A 16,343-nucleotide genomic window follows, 5' to 3' on the forward strand; every position below is an offset into this window, starting at 1 on the left:
TCCCCCCCCGATACCTTTCACCAAGTAAGAAAGTCATTGGTAGCAACGCTTATTTTTGAGTTTTCACACCGTTTCGGGTTTGCCGCCAGGTATCCGTCATCAGACAAAAACGGTATAGTGCCTCCCCCTTAATTTCACGGCTCTTAACCTTGCTATGTCTGCTGAACACCACACTTTTGCCGATATCATCCGCTCCCGCCGCTCAGTTCGTAAATACGATGAGGCCGCAGAATTTGACCATGATGTGGTCACGCGATCGTTGGAGCTTGCTACACTGTCACCTAACAGTTCCAATATGCAGTTATGGGAATTCCACAGAGTCATTAATGCGGATAAAAAGGCAAAACTGGCGCATTATTGTATGGGGCAGAATGCTGCGAAAACAGCCAACGAGTTGGTCCTCTTTGTGGTCACCCCTTACAAATGGAAGCAGCAAGCGGAAATAAACGCGGCTACTATCCGGGAAGCCTTCTCCGACCGTGAAGATGAAACGGCAAAACGCGCACTACGCTACTATGAGAAACTCATCCCGTTTCTGTACAACAATGATCGATTCGGGCTGTTCGGACTGGGTCGAAAAGTTCTGAGCTGTTACATGGGCTTGAGAAAACCGATGGTAAGAGAGGTCAGTAAAGCGGATTTACGGGTTTGCCTGCACAAGAGCACTTCGCTGGCAGCGATGACTTTTATGACAGCCATGCGTGCAGAAGGTTATGACACCTGTCCGATGGAAGGGTTTGATTCTAAGCGCATAAAAGCGCTGTTAGGGCTGCCAAAACAAGCAGAAATCACCATGATCGTCAGCTGTGGCAAGCGTGCTGAAGATGGGATTTATAGTGAAAGACACCGGGTAAACAACAATGACGTCATTTTTAGTCATTAATTGAGCAATTAACCCCATTCCCATACCTTAACCGGATTAATTACGGTAAGGTGTGGGGAAATAAGTAAAAACACAGGGGCAGAAATACTGATGGAAGCACTCATCGCAAAGAAAAATCACTGGATGGACAGCCACATCACCGAAGCCGAATTTCCCACGCCGGAAAGTGAACAGGGTCTCGCGTTGTATCAGGCAAAGCAAACCAGTTTGACCGCAACTTCCGCTTCACATGCCAGTTACGAACCGTCTGCCCTGTCAATCTATCCTGTTGACTGCCACCCTCTCACCATCCGCTATGCCGTCGTATACGCCAGCCAATGGGATGATCAGGATGAACATAGCGCCGTTGTGGAATATCTTACGCAAATCATGTTTGAACCGGACTCTCCCGCCCAGTTATTTGTCGGATTTTTTAAAGGTAAGCCCGCTGCATGCGGAATGTTGTACCACGATCCTGAACTCGGTACCCTGGTCAGCGACATTGCAGCGTTGCCGGTTCCGGCGCAGGACGCTTTATGCCAGGAAATGCGTGACGCTTTGATCGCCAGAGCCGAGGCTGACTCCCCACTGTTCGAGATGCAATAATCCCAACCGCTTTCTTTCACATTTTCATTGCATAAATCTACCCCATTCGGGTAAGTCTTCATCATCAACGCGATGCGACAAAGGTTTGTAATCACTTAGAAATTTTTGACCATCGCTCGTTCCTTTCCCATACTTCAGACAGGAGTATTATGTCTGTCAGGGGTAAAATGAAAGGAATCATTTTTACTGAATTTCTGGATATTGTTGAGCATCAGTTTGGCCTTCAGGTCTGTCAGCAAATGCTGGACGATGCCGGCGATCAGGGAAGTTATACCAGTGTCGGTAGTTATGACCACCGGGAACTGGTCAGGCTAATAAGCAGCCTGAGTGCCATCACCGGACACTCAGTAGCTTCATTACAGGAGCGGTTTGGCGAAGCCGTTTTTCCTCGCCTGCTCAGTAATCTGCCAGAAATGCCCGCCGAACAATACCACACCCTCAGTTTCATCAACCGGGTTGAGGCCCACATCCACACCGAAGTCAAAAAACTCTATCCTGATGCTAATCCGCCAAAGTTTGATTTTCTGTCTCAGACAGAATCGACCCTCATCATGGACTACAAGTCAGCGCGTTGCATGGGCCACGTCTGTCTCGGGCTGATTAAAGGCTGTGCCGTTCATTTTGGTGACCGCATCGCTATCGAGATGATGCCGGTATCAGGGCAGCAGGATCATGTCCGTTTCAAAGTGGAGCGGCTCACGGAGTGACTATGGATTTGCACCAACACATTGCCCTCCTTGAAAAGAAAGTGGAGCGAGAGCGTGAAGCCAGACGAACCGCCGAGAAGTTACTGGAAGCAAAAAGTCGGGAGCTGTTTAACGCCAATTTACTCGTTCAAAAGAGTCTGGACAAACTCGAAGCCCGGGCGGAAAGTGATTCGGAACTCCTGGCTTATCAAATGCGGATTGAAAAGCAGCTGCTGGAATTTGGCCGCAAGTTTCTCAAGCATCCCCCGAATGAAGCCCTGTTTCAGGCGCTGGCTGATGCGTTAGTCGATAATCATACTATTCGCGCCTGCGGGTTATACCTCCGCTGTGAGTTGGATAAGGGACTCAATGTCAGTTATACCTCCGGACGACAACAGAAATGGACCAGCCCTGACACCCTGCACCTGAATGGCGATTACTGGGATGCCAAAGACGGCACGTTATGGTTGTCCTTGTCTAACCACGCGGTCGACGGTTTTTTTGTCACCCGCATCAATACCCTGCCGGAATGGTCTCAAACCATTCAGCAACATATGCACCTTTTTGGGGAGATGCTTCGTTCATCGATTGACCGTCAACTCAAGCTGGAGGAAGCCATACGTGCCAGACAACAGGCAGAAGCATCCGAGAAATCCACCCGAGATTTTCTTGCCATGATCAACCATGAACTGCGAACGCCGCTCAATGGCCTGCTCGGCTCTGCTGAATTGCTTGCCGACACCTCGCTCGATCAGCACCAGCACCGTTTGCTCAGTACACTGAACCATTCCGGGGAGCTGTTACGAGCCATCATCAATGACCTGCTGGATTACAGTAAGATCAACGCCGGTATGCTGGAACTCGCCAACAAGCCATTTGATAGTCACAATCTGGCAACGGTGTTAAACGATATTTTTCAGCACCGAGCCAATGAAAAACAACTGGCCCTGAACATACACTGTCAACCAGACACCCCCCGATGGCTGATCGGGGACGAAGACAGGATTAAGCAGATTTACGTCAATCTTATCGGCAACGCGATTAAGTTTACCCAGAAAGGAGCTGTCAACGCTGAGCTATGCTGGCGAGATAACGCCTTGTCATTCTCAGTAACAGATACCGGTTGCGGCATTCCTGTGGCCAGCCAGCAGGATTTGTTTGAGCCGTTTACTCAGGTCGATAATTCAAGTCAGCGAAATCATGAAGGGACAGGACTGGGGCTGGCAATCTGCAAAAAACTCACGGAACAGATGAACGGCGCTATTGGGGTGAACAGTCAGGAGAACGCCGGAGCCACATTCACAGTTGCCCTCCCCCTGGAACCACATCATGCCGATAATACCACCAATCTAATTTCTCCGGATTTGCCAGGGCCAATTGATGCGCTTCGGGTACTGGTTGTCGAAGATCTGAAAACCAACCAAATGATTATTACACTCATGATGAGTAAATTTGGCATTCAGCCAGTCATTGCTGAGAATGGTCAGCAAGCGCTGGACATACTGAAGAACTCTGAATTTGACATCATTCTGATGGATTGCCGAATGCCCATCATGGATGGATACACCACAACAGAAAAACTACGAAAATCCGGTTACCGAAAACCGATTGTCGCGTTGACCGCCGGCACAACCACAGCGGAACGAGAAGACTGTTTTGCCTGTGGCATGGACGATATTCTGTGCAAGCCCTATCAGGCTTCAGAACTCAGAGAAATGCTGGAAAAATGGGGCGCCTGATGTGCGCCCCATGTGATTAGCTATCGTGTCTGACCGTGCTCAACGGTCGGTACTACCGTTTTCAGGCAGAAACCGTCAGCAAAGCTTTCGCCACGTAATCAAGCTGATTTTCCTGCAAGCCCGCGATGTTTATACGGCCATCGCCTACAGCATAAATGGCAAACTCATCCCGCAGTCGACCAATCTGCTCCGGGCTTAGCCCTGTCACAGAGAACATCCCTTTATGCAGACAGATAAAATCAAACTGCTCCGAGCCCTGCGCCCGTACGGCTTCAACCAGACCATGACGCAGTGATACTAAACGCTGTTGCATTTCAGACAGTTCCTGCTTCCAGACTTTCGTCAGTGCGGCATCATTAAGAACGGTTGCCACCAACGCAGCACCATGATCCGGTGGCATAGTGTAAGAAGAGCGAGCAAGGTTCAAAATACGGCCTTTCGCTTTGTTGGCTTGTTGCAAGGAATCGCTGACCACAATCGCTGCACCAGTACGCTCACGGTACAAACCGAAGTTTTTAGAACAGGACGTTGCGATCACCATTTCTTCAACGTTATTAGCCAGATGCTGCAGACCTGCAGCATCCTGCTCCAACCCGTCACCGAACCCCTGATACGCGATATCGACAAATGGCAGGAAACCATTCTTATTCGCCAGATCGGTAATAGCCTGCCAGTCCGCGAAGGATATATCTGCGCCGGTCGGGTTGTGGCAACAGCCATGCAACAGAACGACATCTTTCGGACCAGCTTTAGCCAGCTCAGCCAGCATTGCGTCACTGTCCACCTGTTTAGTTTCAGGATTAAAATACGGATAAAAACGTACTTTCAGGCCAGCAGCTTCCATCACAGGCTTGTGGTTAACGTAACTTGGATTCGTGATCCAGACCGTTGTATCAGGCTGCGCCAGATGCATCAGATCCGCCAGCATACGCAGTGCGCCGCTGGCACCCGGCGTTTGAACTGCAGCTGAACGCGAATGTGCCGATGTACCAGTTAACAACAAATCCATCATTGACTGGTTAAAAGGTTCACTGCCAGCCAGCCCAACATAGGCTTTGGTTGTCTGGTTTGCGACAACCTGTTGCTGCGCCAATTGCACAGCTTGCATGATAGGGGTCTGCCCCTGATTATTTCGGTAAACCCCAATACCCAAATCGACTTTTTCTTCACGCGGGTCTTCACGAAAAGCCAGTGTCAGGGAAAGTATCGGGTCCGGTTGTGCTTCGGCTAGCTGCTTAAACATAATAAAAATTCCGTTTTATGGTGATTTCATTCTTCGTACTATCAAGCTACCACTTCATTTGCCTGCCGTCACCTTGAAATGAAGAGGAAAATCAACATCAAACGCAATTAAAAAAGTTGATCTGGAATAAGGATTTGACAGGTTGTCTTGCAGCCCATACAGCAGAATCTAAATTTAAAAGTAGGAATAGAAAATTCTGCGATATTTGCTACCCGCTATCGGCCCTGAATGTACCTGCATTCATCGACAGCAGAGATGGAGGCTATTATGAAAAACAGCGTTGATGTACGTACCCTTTTGAGTGTCTACGAAAAAATAAAAACCCAGGGAAAACCCATAGAATTCGGCAGTCAGCTGGAAGATATTAAATGCACTGAAAGTCATGATGGCTACTCTGTCAGCCTGTCGGATGAGCATGTCAGCCTGGATATCAACTTCCACAATACATATCACTTCCATACCATGAACGAAGACCCTGAATCAGTGATCAATCAAACGACCACAGAGTTTCACAATAACAACGAGACTCAAATTCAGGCATTCCTGAAAAAACTGGAAGAAATTGACAAGAACTATTGAGCTAAACATCTGATCTCAACATCGGTGCCGATGACATGGGTGGTCACGGCACCGACTGAGTCACTTTCCCACTCACTTTCATCGCTTGAACATCATACTGCTTATCATAACTCGCTGGCTTATGCTCACAGCATAAACCACGCATAATTTTGCCACTATGATTATGGGTAACTACCCACAAATTTTATAAAAACACGTATTATTGCAGTATAAATTCGCACCAAAATCGCAAATCCATTCCTTTTTGACATCGCTCTAACATTATTCTGACAGTTCCCCTACTTTCCTTGATTACTCTTATTGATAACTTACAGTTTTAAAGAAGCAATCATAGAAAAACGCGTGAGTCCATTCAGAGATGGTTCATGACAAACACTGTAAGTTAACACTGAGACTTTTCATCCAAGCAATGATTGTAATCGGCATAACACCTCGCCTGTATGCCCCCATCAAGCGGCCAGGTCAATGCCTTATTAAGGAAAAAGCAATGTTTGCAAAACAGTTAAAATCGAATGAAGCAGATACTGTGATCCGTGCGCTTGACGAATGCTACCGCCGCCTTAAAGCCGCTGACATTTCCGCTAAAGAGCTGACCCAGGATGGTTTCACGCTGATGTTCAAATCAGCCTATCAAACCGTCGCAACCAAACGACACCACTAGCAGTTAACATCGCATACGGCTGATTCTTTACTGGTTCAGGTCCCGACCTGATGTGATCGGTATCGATAGATACAAACAAAAAAGCTCAAGGATATCCTTGAGCTTTACTTCACATTCCCGGTCTGCAATCACTTATCCCAGTCGCGGTTTTGAAGCACAACACGGTAACCGTCAATGTCTTCAAAAGTCTTACCGACCTGTTCCCAGTATGGATTGCTTGATTCAACGACGCTAAAGCCTGCATCAATCATGCTGCGACAAGCGCGCTCCCAAGCTTGGCTGCAATCAACATAAAACACCAGCAGATGCTCCTGAGTCGGGGCTTTACCTACTTTTGTTCCAATCTGATGCACAAATTCCAGGTGATAAGGGTGCTTTTTGTGTCCGAGCACAACACCGTCAAAGCCTTCGTGATCTTTGAATTGCTTTAGCATTTCAAAACCCAGCGCTTTGCTGTACATGATGGCAATATCATTGACATTGTCGGTTGGTCTGACAACGCGAAGTGTCGAATCTGTCGGTATCATATTGAACTCAAACTCCATTTTCTTTGGAATGCATTATTTTATGCTTCTAGTTGAGTCTATTCAACTAAGTTGATAATACCTTCTGTACATTCCTTGAATTTAGTCACACAAATATTGGGTTCTAATGATTTTTCCCGGGATTTATACTGTTTTGGCTCAGGAAGTCCAGTTATCCCTATGAACAATTTACCGCGCCGAGCCAGACATCTGACAACCTCTTAACATGAAAAACCCGACCAATTCTTTATTAAACAGGTATAATACCTCCAGTTTTTTATTATTGATTCGATTACAGAAAAGCATGAGTAAAGTTCTTACGTTTTTGAAAGGAATGGCAATGGGGGCAGCAGACGTTGTTCCTGGTGTGTCTGGCGGCACCATCGCCTTCATTACGGGCATATATGACACCCTGCTTGAGAGTATCCGCCGTGTTAACCCGAGTCTGATTGGGCTTTGGCGACGCGAAGGCTTTAAAGCCGCATTTGCCCATATTAACGGTACATTTCTGATCCTGTTGCTGACAGGTATTCTGACTAGCATCTTCACGCTTGCCCGTGTCATTACTTGGATGCTGCATACCCACCCAATCCCATTGTGGTCATTCTTCTTCGGACTGATCATTATTTCCGTAATTCACATGTTCAAGCAGGTCAGCCAGTGGGGTTTCAGCCGCCTCGTTGCTGTCGCACTAGGCGCCTTGTTTGCCTTCGGCATTACGGTGTTGCACCCGCTGAACCTGGAGCCGACCTCGCTCAATATTCTCCTTGCCGGCTCTATCGCCATTTGTGCCATGATTCTGCCGGGGATTTCAGGTAGCTTCATCCTGTTACTGCTTGGCATGTATACCCCGATTCTTGGAGCTGCTAAAACGCTGGATATCACCACCCTGGGACTGTTTGCTACTGGCTGTGTCATTGGCCTGCTGACGTTTTCCCATGTTCTATCCTGGGTACTACGCAACTATCGGGACATTGCCCTGACATTTCTGACTGGCCTGATGATAGGTACTCTCAGCAAAATCTGGCCGTGGAAACAAACACTGACTTGGCGTACAAACTCCAGCGGTGAACAAGTGCCCCTGATTGAACAGAACCTGTCCCCTCTCAGCTTTGAACAGCTAACCGGCCAGCCTGCACTGCTGGGCTATGCTGTTCTGGCAATGATTGTCGGTATTGCCCTGGTATGGGGGCTTGAAAAGCTCGCAGAAGATTAAGGTATACCTTTAATCATTCACCAAAATACAAAAAGCCCGGACTATGCCGGGCTTTTCTGTACCTGAACTGTGCTTACTGAAAACTGTACTTACTGATACTCACTACAGCCTGAACAAAGCACTCGCAATCGTTCACACTGAAATCAGTAATACTGGAACATCTTCTGCACTTCACGATAGTCCTGAGTTTGTGTCAGAGACAGCAAAAGCAAGATTCTGGCTTTCTGCGGGTTTAGCGTACCGGACGCAACAAAGCCATATTTCTTATCGTCCACTTCTGCATCCAATGTTGTGGAACCCGCCCCCGATCTGGCACTGCGTACCACCATCACGCCATCTTTACTGGCTTTTGCCAGTTCATCAAATACCGTGTGGTACATATTACCGTTACCGACACCGGCGCTCACAATTCCGTCGAAGTTAGCTTCAACCATGGCTTTAACTGGCAACGCCGAGGCATTCGCATAGTTATAAACGATACCGACTTTCGGCAGTTTATCGAGTTTAGTCACATCGAAAACCGTTTCCGATGTGTGCTTACGTTCCGGGCTACGCTGGTAGCTAACGTCGCTGTTGTGGATATACCCCAACGCCCCCATGTTTGGTGAGCGGAAAGTATCAACGGCAGTGGTATTTGTCTTAGTGACGTCACGTGCATCAAACACCGTATCATTCATGGCAACCAGTACACCGCGTCCGGCAGAGTCTTTATCAGCCGCAGTCACAACTGCATTGTATAAGTTGACCGGGCCATCCGCGCTCATTGCGGTTGACGGGCGCATTGCACCAACCAACACAACAGGCTTATTACTTTTGATTGTCAGATCCAGGAAGTATGCTGTCTCTTCCATAGTGTCTGTGCCATGGGTGATCACCACGCCATCAACATCATCTCGCGCCAGCAATTCATTTACATGTTTGGCCAGTTTCAGCCAAACCTCATCGTTCATATCCTGCGAGCCAATGTTCACAACTTGCTCGCCGCTGACATCCGCAATTTTGGTCATTTCGGGTACAGCTTGGATCAGTGACTCAACACCAACCTGTCCTGAGGTATAGCTGGATTCTGTCGCTGACTGTCCTGCACCGGCGATAGTCCCACCAGTTGCCAGAATTTTGATGTTAGGTAAGTCGTTAGCTGCGAAACTGAGGGAACTGAAGCACAGACCTGCAACCATTATTCCCAGAGACACTTTATTCTTCTTCATCGGAATTATCCTGTAGCAATTTATGTATTTGATTGGAATCGGATCAGGATATTATTCCTATTGCGTAATACTTTTGAGGTAGAGGTCACTTTTCGTATTCTTCTTAAAGTGATCCTGCTAGCATTTTCCTGAACACAGCTCAGAACACCAACAAGGTGATAACACGGATGTTATTAACGTCAAAAAGGCATTACAGACATCCAGTCACAGCAACAATTCCCCCTTTTTATCAAAAGCCTCCTCACAAATTGCACATATCAGCACCGTGACTCGCCTGCTCAGTGATATGATTCGCGCACTGTTTTCTGTTAGGTCTTTGAAATGAAGCGACATCTGAATCATCCCGTACTCCTTGCCGGCGCATGTGTACTGGGGTTTGGCTTAACATACTGGATGGGGAAAAATGTCCTGTCCGGCTCGCTTGGGGATAGCATGTCCTCTCATGCACAGCAAACCTCGACGGCAACACTGATAGCAGGTGTACCTGATGAGGAGATTTGTGCGCTATCGACAACCCCCTGTCACACAACCTCAGCACAGCTTGAGTTGGACACAGATATTGTTCGCCCGATGGCACCAGCCAACCTCTCTGTTACCTGGCCAAAACTTGATAACGATATTCAAGAACTCATAGTGGAACTCGAAGGGCATGAGATGATGATGGGTGTTTATAAGGCCAAGTTGACCCGAGAATCTGACAGCCCACTTTTTCGAGGTGAGCTGATGCTGCCTTTCTGTGTGTCAGATGCAATGACATGGAAAGGGCGGATTATACCCACTACGATCAATAATGATTATCAGCCGCAATATATTTCAGTAAGGATGAAACAATGAAATACCAATGGATAATTCTGGCTTTGGCGCTCGCTGCCGGCCTTATTACCAGCATTATTGTTGATAAGCAAAATCAGACCGCTGCAAAGCCTGAATATCCTATGAATATTCTGGAAAGCGGTAAAGAAGCTATCGATTTATATAACAATGAAGATTCACGTATCCGTGTCGTTTATTTCGGATATACCCATTGTCCGGATGTCTGCCCTACTTCTCTAGCTGTACTTTCGGCAGCATTGCAACAATTAAATGACGATCAACTTCAACGTGTCTGGCCTGTCTTTATTACTCTTGATCCAGAACGTGACACAGCTGAAAAAAGTGCTCAATATGCGCAATATTTCCACAAAAATATTACTGGGATGACGGGGACAGATGAGCAGATTAAAGCCCTAGCGCAAAAATACGGCGTGTTATATATGCGAACAGAACTGGAAGGATCGGCCCTTGAATACGCTGTCGATCACAGCTCTTACTTCTATTTCCTGAAACCTGACGGTTCGCTAATCGAAAAAGTGCAACACACACTCAACCCGAAACGCCTGGTTGATACCATCGAACAAGTCTTACAAGGCAAAAGCTCGTAACACCGCAGACCGCATTTTTACGCTTGTTTAGGCGATGATTCTCACATTTGAGAGAAAAAAAATCGCGTTAAATTGATGTTCAAGCAGCAAATTTCACAAGTTCTGCCATACTAATTCTGCCGACTGAATCTTTTAACACTCGGTCTGTAGTGGCAAACAAAGGAGAATTAAGAAAAATGAACCGTTCATTATCTATCCTTACCGGAATCATCCTGAGTGCGACGCTAATTGGCTGCTCAAGCTCAGACGAAGTAGATCAAATGCAGCAACTCACCAACAAAGTCGATATGCTTTCTGATCAGGTTGGTGCGCTACAAAGCCAGCAAGATCAGATGGCTGGCGCTGTAAACGATGCACGCGCAGCGGCTGATGCTGCTTATCAAGAAGCTATGCGTGCCAACCAGCGTATTGATAATATCGCTAGTTCTTACAGAAAATAACTAAACAGTGGCGCTCTGGCGCCACTTTTTTTGCCTCCACCCTGCCACTCTCCTCTTTTCAAGCCTCAGTTAAATTCAACTAACCGATAAACCTTAATACACAAAAAATTACGTCATATCTATTTTTACTCATTTTTGTATGCCGCCTCAGATGTATTATTTGTCTACTGGTTCACAATAACCACGTAAAAATTATCACCACTTTTGTTCAGTTCCCAAATATCATTCAGGGTGAACTTACATGTACACTCTTGCCGTTTCAAAGCCGTCATTCCCCAGAGCTAAATGAAAATTGGTCCTCTGAAAAAATATTAGGTATAGAAAATCATCAGACAGAGCCATTAACCGAAAAATACTTCACTCGGCACGTAGAAACCCAATGACTCGATGCCAGGAGCCTGGCTAGCCCAAAGCCTGCACATTAATGCACGGCCCTCCATCCCGTTGCAGTCGATAACCTGACGAAATCAACACGTGTAAAAACAAACAATATAAACAAGTGAGCCATTTCCGAGCACCACTTACCTGAGTGTGTTGGTCTCCGAGGCACATCATCTTTCGTTCAGTACCATTTAGATATCTAACAAATTGGACACCAAACCCGAAAAAATCATCACTTTGTGAAATTTCCACTCAAGATGTCGATTAATTGAACTGCATCAAGGGTGTTGAATTTACATCATTTTTCATTATTCAAAGGTATTGACTTTGCGGAAAGCAGCATGGCTATTAGCACCGGAGCATTTCCCACAGAGTTACTCACAACTTTTGTGGATAAGAGAGTTATCCACAGGTAGAGAGCTCACAGTTTACCCCCAGAGCATTAAGCCAGTATTGCATTCTGTACTTTCCTGTTTGGCCAATAACACGCGGCCGTAAAAACACTTCAATGCCCTCCGTTACAATCAACAGAGCCCACTATCACCTTGTTGGGCGCACATCAAACATTTTTCCTTCCTCTTCTCCCCATTTTCATTCCGGCATCACAAGCAAAGAGGTCGTAAAAAAGATGGATGAGATACCATATTCAGCCCCTTTTTGTGTTGGATTAATAAGGTGTAAGCGATACTGAAAAGATACGGCCAGCAGTCTGGAAATACTCAGAAACCGGAATTACACATAGGGACGATGAATGATGCTTAAAGCCAACCTGTTGATAACCAATGTCAGCCTACGTGGAATCAGCGGCTTACACCAAATTCTTATAGAACAGGGAGTGATCAGCCGCATTACTTCCATGGATACCAAGCTTAACTATTCAGGCACGATACTGGATGGCGAAGGCGGCATGGCAATGCCCCCGTTTTGTGAACCTCACATTCATCTCGATACGACACAAACGGCGGGAGAGCCCAACTGGAACCAGACCGGGACATTGTTTGAAGGTATTGAACGCTGGGCTGAGCGCAAAGCACTCCTCACCGAAGAGGACGTAAAACAACGCGCCCTGAAAACCCTAAAGTGGCAGATAGCAAATGGTGTTCAGCATGTTCGCACCCATGTGGACGTCTCTGACCCGACTCTGACTGCCCTAAAAGGGATGCTATCACTGAAAGAAGATCTAAAAGAGTGGGTTGACCTTCAAATAGTGGCTTTTCCGCAAGAAGGGATTCTCTCGTACCCTAATGGAAAAGCACTGCTGAAAGAAGCCGTTGAAATGGGGGCTGATGTAATTGGCGCAATTCCGCACTTCGAATTTACCCGCGAGTACGGTGTTGAATCTCTTCACTATGTGTTCGAGCTTGCCCAAAAATACAATACGCTTATTGACGTACACTGTGATGAAATTGATGACGAACAATCACGCTTTGTGGAAACCGTTGCTGCCTTGGCCCACAGGGACCAAATCGGTCATCGGGTCACTGCCAGTCACACCACCGCCATGCACTCGTATAATGGCGCCTACACTTCACGACTGTTCAGACTCCTCAAACTCTCCGGCATCCATTTTGTGGCCAATCCACTGGTAAACATCCACCTCCAAGGAAGATTTGACGATTATCCGAAACGACGAGGCGTCACCCGTGTCAAAGAAATGCTGGCCGCCGGAATCAATGTCTGCTTTGGCCATGATGATGTTTTTGACCCCTGGTATCCACTGGGAACCGGAAACATGCTCCAGGTACTGCACATGGGGCTTCACATCTGTCAAATCATGGGCTACGAGCAATTAAATCAATCTCTTGATTTAATCAGCACCCATTCTGCACGCACCATGAACTTACAGGATAACTATGGCCTGGATGATGGTAAACCCGGCAATCTGATCATACTACCGGCTGAAAATGACTTTGATGCCCTGCGTCGGCAGGTTCCGGTTCGTTACTCTGTCCGACACGGAAAGATACTTGCACAGACAACGCCGGCGTCGACCAGCATCTGTTTGAACGGAAAGGATGAAATGGTCAGTTTTCAACGCTGAGAATCTGTACGGCAAAACACTCAGCCAGGCTATTCAGTAGTCACTGAGAATATCGAGAAAGGATTAAGGCGTAATCTATTAAAAATGTCACTTCCTGCCGTTCAGAATAGCCAACTAAAAAAGCGTTCTGGGGAAATTTATATAGAAATAGCTCTGAGCCATTGAGAATAGCTCAGAGCTATTTATAGTGATCATGCAGTCATAGTGGCGATGCAGATAGCTACCTTACAGATAGCTACCTTGCAGATGGCTACCTTACAGCTAACACCTTATGACAAATAGATACGTCTTAAACCAATAGATCCCTCACAGGCAGCCGACATCAAGGTTTAGGCCCTATCGATTTCCTATGATTGTTTGCTTGCTGTTAACGATGACGAAATCGTCGCCAGCCTGCGACCACCAGCAATGAAAACAAGGCTCCCCATGAAGCAGTACCGCCACCACCCGATGAGATATTACAGTTGCTAGGACTGATGCCTTCGACACTCGGATTACATTCGCCAGTGATTTCCTCGTCTTTGCCGCCCGGCGTCCCCCCCGTACCACTATCACTGCCACCGCCTGTGCTGCTGTCATTGTTCTGATCAACAATAAAATCAGGTTCCGTGATGATTTGATCCGGGATCTTTCCGACGTTTTGCTCGATCCATTCAAAGTAGGTTCCTACACGGGTGTAGAATCCTGGGCGGGAATACGATCCACATACTGGTGTTCCGGCGGGACCTCCGCTAACGATGCCCAGCTGTAACCAGTTACCGTTAGCATCCTTTGCTCTCAACGGTCCACCACTGTCCCCTTTACAGGAATCAGCACCATGCCCAAGGGGTTTTCCTTCATCATCAAACAATGCCTCTGGTGGCATAGTACAAATCTTGGTCCGGTTTAGCGGACTATCGATAATGTAGTGAGCTTGGTTGCCTAGTTCCAGGCGCTCGAAACACTCATCAATCGGCAGGTATGCAAGCTCTGCTTCCATGAGCCGCTCAGCGATACCGGTGCCATCAGGCTTGATCGAACCCCAACCTGACACTTTAGTATTTTTCGGACGTTTAGAATCTTCCCATTCATCGGCCAAGCGTCTGTCCAGCTCATCTGCCATAAGACCATTGGTCAACTGAATCGGCGTCGCTTTATACTCAGGTACACTTTGTTCCAGCCGGAGCAGAGCAATATCATTATCAAGCGCCAACGACAGGACTTCAGTGACGACTGAACCATCCGTCTGGGAAGTCACTTTCACCGTTGGCACTGGCGAATAAGCCGGATGGACAACCACATGCGTGATGGCATAAAGGTTGGATGTATCTTCAACATCCACACTTTTTGAACCGATCATCACATTCAGCTGATTTGGCGCCAAGACGAAAAAACCTTTATCCCCCGAATGAACCAAGCAGTGCGCGGCGGTCAGCACCCAATCTTTGTTGATAAGGCTGCCGCCACAGATATGGCTGGTATCTGCCTGGGTGAGCCGAATCGAGGCCATCCAGTTCTGATCATCTGTTGCCACTACTGGCTCGCCACCAACCACATAGCTAGTCACATCAGAAGCCAGCGAGTATGGCGTGTTCAAGGCAGCCCCGATCGCCAGTAATAAAACAGGTAATTTCATGAGATTGATTTCCAAGACAATTTAAGCTCGGGGCAATGTATCAATCTTTCAAAGCAAATTACTGATATTAAGTAAGGCCTGCGACTGAGTAGCTGAATTTTATTGAAGTCCGGAAGTGACGTTTCCAAGAAGCGTTATATGTCTCGCAACTTGAGGAGCCGCCTCATAATGAGGCTGAAAAGAACAAGTATGCAGGGGCTAATTCGCAGGCCAATGCTACGTTAGCATCAGTAACATTAGCATCAACTACGTCAAGATCGGTGACAAAAAAAGAGGTCACATCAACATACATTGCTTGGACAAGATGAGAGCATAAGAACAATTTGCCGTGGCGGTGCCTGTTTCAAAGTTCCAAGGGAAGACGCCAGCACGGCAAATTCAAATCAAAGCTAAGCTAAGCTATTGCCCAATAACTGAGCAAGCCACCTCGTCGATATCAAATGACGCATAGGTATTGCCTAACAGTTCCGCGGCGAGTTTGGGATAAAAACCATTGTCATACGCTAATTTCACATCACCGATACTGATTTTGTAAATGGTCAGTCCTACCGTTTGAACTTCCGGCGGAACACAGGTTTTATTGCCTTCTTCGCCAAAACAGACGTCGCCATTACTGGTATCGATGGCACCGCAGGATGTCTCTTCAACGTCAATGCCCAGAGATGCAAGTCGTTGAGCCAGCTCATCCGGTGTTCCAGCCGGAAAATCATCAGGAACCGTAGTGCCTGTCTCATTTTCCAGTGTTGCCAGATCCTTGAAACGGTCTTCACCATCAAGTTTGGCCGACGTAACAGCATAAACATCAGCTTTTCCTGTCAGCGTATCTTTAACATCATCGTCATTACATCCAGTAAGTCCCAGAATACAAAGCAGTACAGCCAGCTTTCTCATAGCATCCCCTGATAGTCTGTTACCTAAATGACAGTTCATTTCTTGTCATAGAAAGCTTAGCTGTTACCACAAATTTATCCCAGTTTAACGCAGGATTTTACTGATTCCGACTGCCGGTGTTACGCCCGATACGCACTTTACTGTTGTGATCTTGATCTGGATTCCTTCCCTTTCTGGGATTTAATGGCATAATATTAAACCGAACAACACACTGTATGTGAAATTACCAT

Annotated in this window: 16 protein-coding genes; 11 read left to right on the forward strand and 5 right to left on the reverse strand. The window is 46.9% G+C overall.

What is annotated here, in order from left to right; genetic code table 11:
- Window positions 1-154: 154 nt before the first annotated feature.
- From FH974_RS21945 to FH974_RS21960, 4 genes are all read left to right on the forward strand, one after another.
- On the forward strand, window positions 155-883 hold the full coding sequence (locus tag FH974_RS21945; RefSeq protein WP_047885936.1) for a nitroreductase family protein: 729 nt from the start codon (window positions 155-157) through the stop codon (window positions 881-883).
- A gap of 90 nt (window positions 884-973) precedes the next feature.
- Window positions 974-1,468 (forward strand): hypothetical protein, encoded by a 495-nt coding sequence (locus tag FH974_RS21950; RefSeq protein ID WP_047885937.1) that lies wholly within the window; start codon window positions 974-976, stop codon window positions 1,466-1,468.
- 167 nt (window positions 1,469-1,635) lie between these two features.
- Window positions 1,636-2,175, forward strand: coding sequence for a heme NO-binding domain-containing protein (locus FH974_RS21955; protein WP_047886349.1), 540 nt, complete (start codon window positions 1,636-1,638; stop codon window positions 2,173-2,175).
- Between the two features lie 2 nt (window positions 2,176-2,177).
- Window positions 2,178-3,893, forward strand: coding sequence for an ATP-binding protein (locus FH974_RS21960; RefSeq protein ID WP_047885938.1), 1,716 nt, complete (start codon window positions 2,178-2,180; stop codon window positions 3,891-3,893).
- A 61-nt stretch (window positions 3,894-3,954) separates the two neighbouring features.
- Here the strand turns inward: FH974_RS21960 and FH974_RS21965 are convergent, their stop codons facing one another.
- Window positions 3,955-5,136, reverse strand: coding sequence for an amino acid aminotransferase (locus FH974_RS21965; RefSeq protein WP_047885939.1), 1,182 nt, complete (start codon window positions 5,134-5,136; stop codon window positions 3,955-3,957).
- Window positions 5,137-5,403: 267 nt separating this feature from the next.
- Between FH974_RS21965 and FH974_RS21970 the strand changes: the two genes are divergently transcribed.
- A complete protein-coding gene (locus FH974_RS21970; protein ID WP_047885940.1) occupies window positions 5,404-5,715 on the forward strand; it encodes a DUF3081 family protein in 312 nt (103 codons plus the stop codon).
- Between the two features lie 487 nt (window positions 5,716-6,202).
- Window positions 6,203-6,376 carry a hypothetical protein gene (locus FH974_RS21975; RefSeq protein WP_169776041.1) on the forward strand — a complete coding sequence of 58 codons (174 nt, stop codon included), beginning with the start codon at window positions 6,203-6,205 and terminating at the stop codon, window positions 6,374-6,376.
- Window positions 6,377-6,504: 128 nt separating this feature from the next.
- Here FH974_RS21975 and FH974_RS21980 read toward each other — a convergent pair whose 3' ends face one another.
- On the reverse strand, window positions 6,505-6,903 hold the full coding sequence (locus FH974_RS21980; protein WP_047886350.1) for a VOC family protein: 399 nt from the start codon (window positions 6,901-6,903) through the stop codon (window positions 6,505-6,507).
- 301 nt (window positions 6,904-7,204) lie between these two features.
- On the opposite strand from FH974_RS21980, the gene FH974_RS21985 reads away from it, so the two are divergent.
- A complete protein-coding gene (locus FH974_RS21985) occupies window positions 7,205-8,116 on the forward strand; it encodes a polyprenyl-phosphate transporter (protein ID WP_047885941.1) in 912 nt (303 codons plus the stop codon).
- Between the two features lie 143 nt (window positions 8,117-8,259).
- Here FH974_RS21985 and ansB read toward each other — a convergent pair whose 3' ends face one another.
- On the reverse strand, window positions 8,260-9,324 hold the full coding sequence (gene ansB / locus FH974_RS21990) for an L-asparaginase 2 (RefSeq protein WP_207103772.1): 1,065 nt from the start codon (window positions 9,322-9,324) through the stop codon (window positions 8,260-8,262).
- A gap of 321 nt (window positions 9,325-9,645) precedes the next feature.
- Between ansB and FH974_RS21995 the strand changes: the two genes are divergently transcribed.
- The 4 genes from FH974_RS21995 to FH974_RS22010 all read left to right on the forward strand — a co-directional run bounded on the left by FH974_RS21995 (window position 9,646) and on the right by FH974_RS22010 (window position 13,607).
- Window positions 9,646-10,158, forward strand: a complete 513-nt coding sequence (locus FH974_RS21995; protein ID WP_146149700.1) for a hypothetical protein — start codon at window positions 9,646-9,648, stop codon at window positions 10,156-10,158.
- Window positions 10,155-10,745, forward strand: a complete 591-nt coding sequence (locus FH974_RS22000) for an SCO family protein (protein ID WP_047885943.1) — start codon at window positions 10,155-10,157, stop codon at window positions 10,743-10,745. The genes FH974_RS21995 and FH974_RS22000 overlap by 4 nt, the downstream gene beginning before the upstream one ends.
- A 176-nt stretch (window positions 10,746-10,921) precedes the next feature.
- Window positions 10,922-11,185 carry an Lpp/OprI family alanine-zipper lipoprotein gene (locus FH974_RS22005; protein WP_047885944.1) on the forward strand — a complete coding sequence of 88 codons (264 nt, stop codon included), beginning with the start codon at window positions 10,922-10,924 and terminating at the stop codon, window positions 11,183-11,185.
- Between the two features lie 1,135 nt (window positions 11,186-12,320).
- On the forward strand, window positions 12,321-13,607 hold the full coding sequence (locus tag FH974_RS22010) for a cytosine deaminase (RefSeq protein WP_047886352.1): 1,287 nt from the start codon (window positions 12,321-12,323) through the stop codon (window positions 13,605-13,607).
- 367 nt (window positions 13,608-13,974) lie between these two features.
- Here the strand turns inward: FH974_RS22010 and FH974_RS22015 are convergent, their stop codons facing one another.
- Window positions 13,975-15,222 carry a S1 family peptidase gene (locus FH974_RS22015; RefSeq protein ID WP_047885945.1) on the reverse strand — a complete coding sequence of 416 codons (1,248 nt, stop codon included), beginning with the start codon at window positions 15,220-15,222 and terminating at the stop codon, window positions 13,975-13,977.
- Between the two features lie 399 nt (window positions 15,223-15,621).
- Complete coding sequence (locus FH974_RS22020; RefSeq protein WP_047885946.1) at window positions 15,622-16,113, reverse strand: hypothetical protein; 492 nt, start codon at window positions 16,111-16,113, stop codon at window positions 15,622-15,624.
- Window positions 16,114-16,343: the final 230 nt, after the last annotated feature.

The organism is Photobacterium ganghwense (genome assembly GCF_017329545.1).
In the GTDB taxonomy this organism is placed as follows: domain Bacteria; phylum Pseudomonadota; class Gammaproteobacteria; order Enterobacterales; family Vibrionaceae; genus Photobacterium; species Photobacterium ganghwense.